The sequence below is a fragment of the bacterium genome (assembly GCA_040757115.1).
Classification (GTDB): Bacteria; UBA9089; CG2-30-40-21; order CG2-30-40-21; family SBAY01; genus JBFLXS01.
Window position 1 is genome coordinate 1 of record JBFLYA010000370.1, and the last position, 2,753, is coordinate 2,753.

The window sequence follows — 2,753 nt, forward strand, 5'->3', positions numbered from 1 at the left end:
ATATTAAAAATCAAAAATAAGAATAAAAGAATTCCTTAATTTTGATATTTGCTCTTTGATTTTTGATATGATATTTGATATGTCATTTTGCATTTTAATATTTAATTTTTGATTTTGTATTACACAAAAGGTAAGGGAAGAATAATAATTTTAAACCTACCTGCACAGGATAAAATCTCCATTAAATTTACTATTTCGCATAACGCCTGGTGGGTATCTGAAGTCCGAGCGAAGTGAGGATTTGGGCGGAGGTGCGAAGCACCGAAGCCAGATACCCGTCTGTTATATGACCTCGCCGAAGGCGAGGCAAGGAAACCGAAGGTTTCCGCAGAGTTCCGCACCCCACTCATTCTTTTACTTTGCACTCATCTCCTTATATTTGTGGTTCTACCAAACATTTCTCAAAATCGACAACAAGATATTTTTTGCCTTTTTGGATTACTTTATGTCCCTCCTTTTCTAAAAGTTTCTTTTGACTTTCGATTCCACCAGGATATTTTTCATTTATTATCCCATCAACTTTTAATGTTCGCCAATAAGGAGTGGTATTTTTTTCTCCTTTACTTATTGACTCTGTTGCTGCTTCAGCGGCAATTCGAGCAAAAATCCCAGTGGTCATTGGACAAGCAATTGTGGTATTGTGTTTTTTTGCAAGAGCGTTTCGAATTTCATTAATTGTAACAATCTTTCCATTAGGAACCTCTCTCATAATTTCATCAACTTCAATTGGCGCCGGGATTACCATTGTATCACCAATTTTTTTCGTTCCCCATTTACCGACCATTTTTGGCGGTATTTTTATTGTTTTCGGAAGCCCTTTGCTATCCTCCAATTTTTCTTTCCAGGATTTGCGTTTTTTAGACATATTTTTCACCTCTATATAGATTATCTTTGACCTTTAAATATTCTCCTTTCCCCAAGCAAGGGTTCGGAATTTCATATAACGGGGTGCGGATGAGCGAAGTGCCCCGAAAGGGGCATAGGTTCGACAGGCTCACTATAAGTTTTGGCTTCAGCCCCGACCCGCAAGCGCGCCCCACCCTGTGTGTTCCCCCGCCACCGCTGCTGATAGCCAAAATGACGCTTCGCCACTTCCGATTTCAAGAAAAACTTCCGAACTACATCTGGCTGAAGCCTTTGGCTCATCTGTATCCCAATAACCAAAATGCGAACTCAAAGGGTTCGAGCGAAGCGTCATTTTGGTTATCGTGTTGCGGATAAAAGAAGTTAGCCGGTAGGTGAATTTGGGGAAATCTTTGATTTCCCTTTTATCCGCTGTTAGCTGAACCACCTTCAACTCGTACCAAACCGATTCCGGAGCGGAAAGTATATGATCCCCTCTTGCGCAGCCTTTTGAATCTTGAGATCTAATGCATCGATGAGAGAAATATGGCCCTCTAGAATTAAGCTCAAGTCTGAACCATCAAACAATACTATGTTGGAGCTGACCCCTCGAGTAAACTCCGAGATGACTTCTGGTCGAAAGCCAACGATGGAGAAGAAAATACCTCTTGTACTCTCTAGCTTTTTGTCGACTTTCGTCTTGAAAGCAGCGAGGTCTGCTTCTGAAGGAGGCTCGGCTCGCCATCTGGCCTCGACGAGATAATCAAAACCCTTGAATTCGAAGTAGCCATCGATCTGCTCCGTGGCCGTCCGATAGGGGCGGCGGTAAGAAATTTCATGCGCCTCAAAGAGCTCAGCAAGGATGTCCTCAAGCCCATAGCCTCGCTTTTGCGGATCATCTCGACTCATAACCATAGAGGCAAACGTGTTTCGTAGCTCCTCCATTTTCTGTGCTCTGGCTGCGAGCGCAGCCTGCTTACGGCGGGCTTCCTGTGCCCTTTGATCTGCAGCGCTCTTTTCTTCTTCAGCGACAAGTTTCTGTGTAATGGCAAGCTCCTTTAACCACTTTAAAGCCTTTAGCGCAGCATTTCGATCCGGAACCGATTCGTCAGGTACATTCCGAAGATTGCAAAGCTCTGACACAATCCTCCGCTGGATCAGAAAACCCTCTTCATCTAAGGCTTCCAATTCAGCAAGGATGTGTCTAATAATCTTGTATTTGGATTCATGAGCGAAGCGGTCATAGATCTCAGGTGGCACGCCAGCGGATAGGAGAAAGGAACGGAAGGGATCCTTCAACCAAAATGCCTTCCCACATACCTGTACAATAGCCTCTTTTATTTCGAATGGGAGACGGTTTATCATTAACATACCTACCTTTGCGGTTCGTCTAACGGGATGCGGATGAGCGAACTGCCCCTTTAGGGGCATAGGTTCGACAGGCTCACTACAAGTTTTGGCTTCAGCCCCGATCCACTTCGTGCGACCCACCCTGTAGGTTCCCCGGCGCCGCTGATAGCCGAAGTGACGCTTCGCAACTTCCCTTTTTCAAAGATTCCCTTTGAGTTACATAAAGCTTCCGCCTTTCGCTCATCCGCATCCCCGACCCGCCTGAGGCGGGTGCCCCGCAAAATGGAGCGAAGCGACATTTTGGTTATCGGTTTTGTGTATCTGACATTTTTCTGGTGCATAGCGGAAGAAAAATGGGGCTGTAGCCCTTTTAGATACACAATGTTAGGCGAAGTCTCGATCATTTATTCCCCAAAAAACCAAATTTTGTTTACATGACAAACATGACATTAAAACCTATTTTTTGTCATTATTGTCATTTTCTACTTTAAATAATCTTATATAAGCTCGAAACATCTTATCTGTAACCTCATACTTCCCCCTCTCTACTTTACTTAATA

Annotated in this window: 2 protein-coding genes; both read right to left on the reverse strand. The window is 43.8% G+C overall.

Features of this window, described 5'->3' with window-relative positions:
• Positions 1-373: 373 nt before the first annotated feature.
• Positions 374-865 (reverse strand): hypothetical protein, encoded by a 492-nt coding sequence (locus AB1422_18755; GenBank protein ID MEW6621341.1) that lies wholly within the window; start codon positions 863-865, stop codon positions 374-376.
• 428 nt (positions 866-1,293) lie between these two features.
• Positions 1,294-2,208 (reverse strand): restriction endonuclease, encoded by a 915-nt coding sequence (locus AB1422_18760; protein ID MEW6621342.1) that lies wholly within the window; start codon positions 2,206-2,208, stop codon positions 1,294-1,296.
• Between the last annotated feature and the right edge of the window lie 545 nt (positions 2,209-2,753).